General features: G+C 47.1%; 5 protein-coding genes. All 5 read left to right on the top strand.

The window, feature by feature from the left end; translation table 11 throughout:
- Positions 1-131: 131 nt before the first annotated feature.
- The 5 genes from ACUVJL_RS33705 (at position 132) to ACUVJL_RS33725 (ending at position 8,294) form a co-directional block, all read left to right on the top strand.
- On the top strand, positions 132-1,454 hold the full coding sequence (locus ACUVJL_RS33705; protein WP_445249810.1) for a four-carbon acid sugar kinase family protein: 1,323 nt from the start codon (positions 132-134) through the stop codon (positions 1,452-1,454).
- A 426-nt stretch (positions 1,455-1,880) separates the two neighbouring features.
- Positions 1,881-3,047 carry a circadian clock protein LdpA gene (gene ldpA / locus ACUVJL_RS33710; protein WP_445249811.1) on the top strand — a complete coding sequence of 389 codons (1,167 nt, stop codon included), beginning with the start codon at positions 1,881-1,883 and terminating at the stop codon, positions 3,045-3,047.
- A gap of 254 nt (positions 3,048-3,301) precedes the next feature.
- Positions 3,302-5,068, top strand: coding sequence for a R3H domain-containing nucleic acid-binding protein (locus tag ACUVJL_RS33715; protein WP_445249812.1), 1,767 nt, complete (start codon positions 3,302-3,304; stop codon positions 5,066-5,068).
- A gap of 333 nt (positions 5,069-5,401) precedes the next feature.
- Positions 5,402-7,054, top strand: coding sequence for a CheR family methyltransferase (locus ACUVJL_RS33720; RefSeq protein WP_445249813.1), 1,653 nt, complete (start codon positions 5,402-5,404; stop codon positions 7,052-7,054).
- A 124-nt stretch (positions 7,055-7,178) separates the two neighbouring features.
- Positions 7,179-8,294: a chemotaxis protein CheW gene (locus ACUVJL_RS33725; protein ID WP_445249814.1), complete on the top strand. Its 1,116-nt coding sequence runs from the start codon at positions 7,179-7,181 to the stop codon at positions 8,292-8,294.
- Positions 8,295-8,512: the final 218 nt, after the last annotated feature.

Raw genomic sequence — 8,512 nt, forward strand, 5'->3', positions numbered from 1 at the left:
TAACTCAAAGACATTTTTAAAATTATGAATTAGGAGAATTGTTAAAAAAATATCATAATTATTGTAAATTTTTTCCTGTTACGTAACAGGTAAGGATATCTTGGAAAGGAGACGTTAACAACCAGGTCAGTATGTCTTCTGCCAAACCCAAGATTATAGTTCTCGACGACGATCCGACAGGTTCTCAAACCGTGCACAGTTGCTTGCTGCTGACACGTTGGGACGAAGACACCCTGCGTTTGGGGCTGCAGGACAAGTGCCCCATTTTCTTCATACTGACAAATACTCGATCGCTAACTCCGGAAAAAGCAGCCAGTGTCACCCGGGAAGTGTGCCAAAATCTCAAAAAGGCGATCGCGAGCGAAAAAATCGCAGACTTCATAATAGTTAGCCGTTCCGATTCTACCCTGCGCGGTCACTATCCCATCGAAACCGACGCGATCGCCGAAGAACTCGGCCCCTTCGATGCCCATTTTCTAATTCCCGCCTTTTTTGAAGGAGGCAGAATTACCCGCCACAGCGTGCACTACCTAATAGTTAACAGCGTCCCGACACCAGTACACGAAACCGAATTTGCCAAAGATTCAGTCTTCGGCTACAGTCACAGTTACCTGCCAGACTATGTAGAAGAAAAAACCAAGGGTCGCATCCGGGCTGAGGAAGTCGAGCGCATTTTAGTCGCAGACATCCGCTACGGAAGTATAGATCGATTCATGGAGATGAAAGACAACCAATGTGCAGTTGTTGACGGCCAAAGCCAAGGCGATTTAGACCTATTTGCCAAACTCATTCTCGATGCAGCCAGTCAAGGCAAAAAGTTTTTATTCCGTAGTGCAGCAAGTATTTTAACATCCTTAGCTGACCTCGGCCCGCAGCCAATCGCAGCCGACAATATGGCAAAATACGTCAGGGACGGCAAACCCGGTGCAGTAATAGTTGGTTCCCACGTTAAGAAAACTACTGAACAATTGGAACAACTGTTAAAAGAACCGAATATAGTTAGCATTGAAATAGATGTATCTCACTTGCTAGAAGATTCACCAGAGTATCGCACCCAAATGCTCGATGAAATTCTCGAAAAAGTCCGCACTGCTCATGCCGATGGCAAAACGCCTGTAATTTATACCAGCCGCAAGGAACTAGAATTTGAAAATGCGGAAATCCGGTTAAAATTTGGAGAGGCGGTTTCTGCTTTATTGATGGATATCGTGCGGGGACTGCCTGCGGATATCGGGTTTTTAATTAGCAAGGGCGGCATTACTTCTAATGATGTTTTGAGTACAGGTTTGTCGCTCAAAAGTGTCAGGCAAATCGGTCAAATTATCGCAGGTTGTTCGGTGGTGAAAACCGAAGCAGACCATCCTCTGTTTCCCAATTTACCAGTGGTTTTGTTTCCGGGAAATGTGGGGGATAGCCATGCTTTGGCTACGGTTTACAAGCGGCTGAGCAAGTAGTATAGCTAGTTGAATCGCCGATTAACGCAGATGAATTTAGCTTAGAGTCAGGGAGGAGAAGGTTCATCTGCGGTTAATCGATTGGTTTCTTTCGCTCGATCGAACTTTATGGCAATTGCCACGGCACGGCAACTTCAAAAAAAATCTCTAGCCTACTTTTTCCTTGCCAAAACCACCAAACTATGATATAATAGAAGGTCTGTCAGTAACTAAAGTCGCTCGCCCAATCTCCCAATCGCCCTTCAGCAGCCGCTCTCAAAAAAATCAAATTTAGGAAAAAAAATTAAGGCAGAACTCTACATATAGAGCCAACAGCGCCCGAGCTACTGCTATCAGTAGCGTTTTCAGCTTGTACCCGCCTAAATTTTAAAATTAAGTAGAAATTTCCACATAGTAATTTTTAGCTGAAAGGATTAGCATATAAGGGTGACAGAACATTATCATCCCCTAAACTCATTAAAAGGTGGCCATTGGTTCAAGCTGATCTGTGGGGCGAGCTTTCAGCACCTACCTGCTGTACGGAATCTCACCTTGGCTTACACCTTAGCAGGCGCTGACTGTATCGATGTCGCGGCAGATCCCGCCGCCGTCGCAGCAGCGAAAGAAGCCCTACAAGTGGCCAGCGAATTACAGGCAAGAACTCAAAACCGCAGGTTTGGCGGCAAAGGGTTGCCGTGGCTGATGGTGAGTTTAAATGATGGGGAAGACCCGCATTTTCGCAAAGCCGAATTCAACCCAGCCGATTGTCCGGCGGACTGCTGGCGGCCGTGCGAAAAAATATGTCCAGCCGAAGCAATAGTTTTTCAGAGGGCTGGCAGTGGTTTTTCCGGGGTGATAGACCAGCAGTGCTATGGCTGCGGTCGCTGTCTGCCGATTTGTCCGAGCCAACTGATTTATACTCGTTCTTACGTGTCTGCTCCCGCCGCGATCGCACCTTTAATCTTGCAATCCGGTGCCGACGCCCTAGAAATCCACACGCAAGTAGGCAGAGAGGCAGATTTTGGGCGACTTTGGTCGAGCATAGCTCCCTGGGTCGGTCAACTCAAGGTAATAGCAATTAGTTGCCCCGATGGAGACGGTTTGATTGATTATTTGCGGACACTCTATCAAATAATTTCCCCCCTTCCTTGTCCCCTAATTTGGCAAACCGACGGTAGGCCAATGAGCGGAGATATCGGAACAGGAACTACTAGAGCCGCGGTCAAACTCGGTCAAAAAGTTTTGGCTGCCCAGTTGCCGGGATACGTGCAACTTGCAGGCGGCACTAATGCTCACACTGTCAGCAAGCTCAGAGCCGAGGGACTGATGAAGGATGGCGGGAAAAATTTGTCAGTTCCCCCTGTTCCATACATTGCAGGTGTAGCTTACGGCAGCTATGCCAGGGTTTTGCTATCGCCAATTTTAGAACAATTAGAAACAATGCAGACCGATCGAGCCTATGCGGTTCCGGTGGCAGCCGCGCCGCCAACAGCCTTCGTTCAAACCGCGAGGCTACCTCAGCTCGAAGCCGTCCCAGAACTTCTCAGGGAGGCCGTGAGTTTAGCTCGTTCTCTAGTTTCCCAGCTCAAAAGTCAGTTGACAGTTGACAGTTGACAGTTGTCAGTTGTCAGTTGTTAGTTGTTAATCAAAAAAAACTGAAAACTGATAACTAACAACTGTATTGTGCGATTTTGCGATCGCACTTGCGACAAGAGTGAAACCCGGTTTCTTAGTATATTTCTCGTTACCCAACTCAAAACTCGTCGAAGCCGGGTTTCTAGCCACCGCTGCGTAAACTGACAACTGTCCACTGTCAACTGACAACTGTCCACTGACAACTGTCCACTGAACCGAACACATCGAGGCGAATGCAGATTACAGACGACCTCAACAGATTATTAGACATCGTGCCAGATGAGATCCGGCAGCCCTTAGAGCAGCACCCGCAGCGCAACAATCTCATTGAGATTGTCATGGATTTGGGCCGCCAACCTGAAGCTCGTTTTCCATCCTTGGCCGAACCTCTTTCCCAAACACCGGTTTCCAAGGCACACCTCAACTATTGCATCGAGCGAGTCGGCCACTTCGGCGGCGACAACCGAGCCGGTATCGAGCAAACCCTGCACCGAATTAGCGCCCTTCGCAACCGCAGCGGCGAGATTATCGGCTTGACTTTGAGGGTAGGCCGCGCTGTGTTCGGGACGATCGGCATTATCCGCGATTTGGTGGAAACCGGTCAGTCAATTTTGATGCTCGGCCGCCCCGGCGTTGGCAAAACCACGGCCTTGCGCGAAATTGCCCGGGTTCTCGCCGATGACTTAGAAAAACGGGTGGTAATCATCGACACCTCCAACGAAATTGCCGGAGATGGAGATATTCCCCACCCAGCGATCGGCAGAGCTCGCAGAATGCAAGTGTCCCGTCCCGAACTCCAGCACCAAGTCATGATCGAAGCAGTGGAAAACCATATGCCCCAAGTGATCGTGATTGACGAAATCGGCACGGAACTCGAAGCTTTGGCGGCTCGAACCATCGCCGAAAGGGGCGTGCAGTTGGTCGGTACCGCCCACGGGAACCGGCTCGAAAACTTGATGAAAAACCCGACTCTGGCAGATTTAATTGGGGGCATCCAAGCGGTGACGCTGGGAGATGACGAAGCAAGGCGCCGCGGTTCTCAAAAGACGGTTTTGGAGCGCAAAGCACCGCCAACTTTTGAAATTGCCGTCGAAATGCTGGAACGCCAGCGCTGGGTAATACACGAGCGAGTTGCAGATTCGATCGACACTCTGCTGCGGGGACGCGAACCGCACCAGCAAATCAGAAGCGTCAGCGAGACTGGAGAAGTAATTATCGAGCGCGAGTCGGCCGCTCCCCCCGCCCGGTTTCCGGGGATGTCAGCTTCCAGCGGCCCGGCTGCTGTATCGCCAATCCGGCCCGTCACACCGATCTCTGGGTGGCGGAGTGCTGGAAAAATGGTGCCGATGCCCGCTCCAGGCGAGAACTTCTCTGCTAAGAGCGCGCCGGTTTCTGAGACTCGGTATTTCGAGCAACTGCTCGAAGAATCCCTGGCCATCGAACCCGTAGCCCAGCCCGGACGTTTTTCCCAGAATGTCGGCCCTAACGGCGAAGATTTGCCGCTCCACGTTTATCCTTACGGCATAGCTCGCCACCAGCTCGAACAGGTGATTTCGACCCTGAACCTGCCTGTGCTGCTGACGAAGGATATTGAGAGTGCTGACGTGGTTTTGGCTTTGCGATCGAACGTTCGGAACCAGTCGAAATTGAGGCACTTGGCCAAAACTCGCCAAGTTCCCCTGCACACAATTAAGGCCGGCACTATTCCCCACGTAGCGAGAGCTTTACGGCGCCTGTTGGACATGGATGACCCGGGCACCCCCGAAGTGGCAGACCTCGCCTTATTCGCCCGCAGCGGTTCTTCTGACGAGCTCGAAGCTCTCGAAGAAACCCGCTTGGCAGTCGAGCAAATTGTCATTCCCAAGGGACAGCCGGTGGAACTCCTGCCCCGTTCTCCCAACGTCCGCAAAATGCAGCACGAACTTGTGGAACACTATCACCTGAAATCCCACAGTTTTGGGGAAGAACCCAATCGCCGCCTACGCATTTATCCAGCTTAAAGTTGCAGATTGGTGCGTTTGAAGGCAGAAGGTAGAAGGCAAACGGTCGAATTTTTTCCGGGCTTCTGTTTTCTACCTTTGGCCTTTGATATCATGTCGTCTAAATTCACGATAGATAATTTTTGTCGGGGGGTTCACGCCTGATTTTTTAAGAGGGGCAGCAGCTAAGCGTCAACTCGCCCCGACTCGAATCTTGGCGTCGATCGACGGGATATGATATTATTTGTGTTGGTATCTTTTTTGTGAGTGCATCGACTCAAAAGCCTAGCCAATCCCCTATTACCAATTCCAGATAACAGCCGATTATACCTAAACACATTGACGAAAGTTGATATGAATGATGCACAAATTCAGCTATTTATTCAATTAATAGCGACTCAGATGGGTTTACAAATTCGCCCGCAAGATCGATCGGCTTTATCTCAAAAACTTTTGACTCGGATGAAAGCTGTAAAAATAGCCCTTCCCGAGAAGTATTATCAAATGTTAGCCACTCCCAGTCGGGAAAGTCAAAGCGAATGGTGCGAACTCGCGTTGCTGCTGACAACCAACGAAAGTTATTTCATGCGGGACAAAGGACAGTTTTCGCTCCTGGAAAAAGTTATTTTCCCTGAAATGATCGCTCAAAAAAGAAAATTGCACGAGACATCGGGAATTAAGCCAACACTGCGAATCTGGAGTGCTGGCTGCTCGACGGGTGAAGAACCTTATTCTTTAGCTATTATTTTAAAACAGCTAATTCCTGATTGGGAAAACTGGAAAATTTTAGTTTTAGGTACTGATATCAATCAAGAAGTAATAGAAAAAGCGCAGCGAGGAATTTACAGCACGTGGTCTTTTCGCTTGGTTGACCCGGAACTCCAAAGGCGGTATTTCGACAAGGGTAAAATAGAGTGGAAAATAGACAGGAATTTGCGCCAATTAGTCACCTTTAGTTGTCTAAATTTAGTAACAGATAATTACCCTAATAATGACACAGATATTAATAACATGGATTTGATAGTGTGCAGAAATGTTTTTGTTTATTTTGAACATCAATATATTTCACAGGTATTGAAAAAGTTTGCCAAGACGCTGAGACCAGGAGGATATTTAATGACTGGTCACGCTGAAGTTCACAATCACGTGATGCACGATTTTCAACCAAAGGTTTTCCCGGAGTCGGTTGTTTATCAAGCCAAGAATGTCCCAGGGGAGGAACCAGGTAAAATAGAGTCTTTGATTACCTCAGCATCCAAGCCCTCCGGGGCGTTTGGGGAATCAGGAAAGGGAGGGTCCGTTGACTACGACAGCCGTCAGTTGTTACCGAGGCGAACCGTGCTAGCTAGTTTTGCTAACGGCAATTTGGCGGATATGGGGTCGCGGTTAACAGCAGATACAGGGTTGGTAAAGATGGTGGGAACTCGGTATGTGGAGGGAGATTGGGCGGGTAAGGATGGCTCATTTTCACATCCTATTGTAGAAGAAAAAAAACCGCAAACAACTTATTTAATGCTAATTTTAGAAGCCAAAAAATGTTTGAAGAATAAAGATTATATTGAGGCGATTAACAAGGCAGAACAGGCGCTAGTCCTGGAAAGTCAGACTTTTGATGCTGATTATTTGTTGGCGCAAATTTATGCAAATTTAGGTAAGTATTCTCAGGCGATAGAACACTGCAAGCGAGCTAGCAAAGCAGATGCTATGTCAGTATTTCCTTATTATTTGAAAGCTCAAATTGCCGAAGAACAGGGTGACTTGGAAAAAGCTAAATTTTTCTTGAGAAAAGCCATTTATCTCGATCCGTATTTTGTTTCAGCTTATCTAGAACTCGCGAATATATACGATAAAGAAGGTAAGCTAAATATAGCTATAAAAATGTACAACTCATCTTGCGATATTCTCAAAAAACTACCGCCCAATACTCCGATCGGGCAGGAGGGAAAAATGACAGCGAGTGAAGTATTGATGGATGTGAAAAACAAATTGGTAAAATTGTCCCCCTAACAAAAGTGACGCAGAGAAGCTAAAAGCCCGGTTTCTTTGTAGATGCCTCGCATCCCAACCCAATACGATCGTAGAAACCAGATTTTTTTTCGCAAGTCCTAGTAAATAAAGTGTTAGGGTAAATATGGAAATTAAGCCGTATCTTATATTTAAACAGAACGGTTTTCTCTGGGGTGTAGAAGCCTGCTACGTTAGGAAAATTTTCTTTCTCCCGGAGTTGACAGCAATTGCAGAAGCACCTCAAGATATTGTTGGGGCGATCGACCTTCGGGGCGAAGTTCTACCCGTGATGGATCTGAATCTCCGTTTTGGATCCCTTTGGCAGGAGTATGCTGTCACAGATAGTACGATCGTCATAGAATGGCAAGAAATTCGAGTTGGCATCATTGTCAATGAAGTTAGCGAAGTTAAGCATATCCCCGCAGACGCGATAACTCCGCAGCTATCTTACGGGCGAGACAAGCCAGAGGCGTCGCATCAATTTTTAGCGGGATTTGCCCGCTGTGAAGCCGATATTATCATGCTGCTCAATCTCGATCGTTTAATTCGATATTCTCCCGACAAAACAGAGGCAGAAATGCAAGTTTCTGCAAACGGTGCAGCCTCTTGGGCGGCAGCAGGCAAGGTAGATGGCAAAAATTTGCAGTTAGAGAGAGAGCCAAAATTGTTAGCGGAAGATGCTAAAAATTTGAGCCAGCCTCACGTTTTTTGTCCGAATGCTACGCCGGAACAAAAGGCAATTTTTCGAGAGCGAGCTGAGAATTTGAGGCTCGAAGGCGATCGCGAAAATTCTGCAGCTAATATGTCGCTGGCGGTGGTTGTTTTGAACGGCGAATACTTTGGCATCAATCTAGAGGTAGTGCGCGAATTTACTCACATTCACCAAGTAACTCCGGTTCCTTGCACTCCCGATCGCATTATTGGAAATATGAATTTGCGCGGCGAGATTCTGACGCTAGTGGATATTCGGAATGTTTTAAATATGTCGGGGGATACAAAATCTCTCTCTCAAGCGATCGTTGTTGAAATTGAAGATTTGGTCGTTGGTATAGTTGTTGACGAAATCTTAAATATTATATATTTAAATGTGGCAGAGCTTGCGACTATTCCTGCTGCACTAAATTCGGCAAACCGCGAATATCTGCTGGCTACCGCTTTTTATGAAGAAAAAATTATCGCTGTTCTCAACTTGCAGAAAATTCTGACAAAAGGGGGAGTTGTTGTTGATGAGGAGGTTTGAAAAAAAATGTTATACTAAATCAGCTTTTAAACTTACGCCCCTATCACCAATGTTATACCATTTTAGGCGTTGCTCAAAATGGTGCAAAATATCAGTTTAAAACGAGATTTTTTGAGCTCGTATCCGGCAAATTACTTAGGATCGCGAATTAAATAACTTACAATTTTAATTGTTATTGTGGGATGGGCGTCCCGCCCGTCCAAAAAAGGACGGGCGGG

Origin of the sequence: Microcoleus sp. OTE_8_concoct_300 (genome assembly GCF_031383065.1) — a bacterium.
Taxonomy (GTDB): domain Bacteria; phylum Cyanobacteriota; class Cyanobacteriia; order Cyanobacteriales; family Microcoleaceae; genus Microcoleus.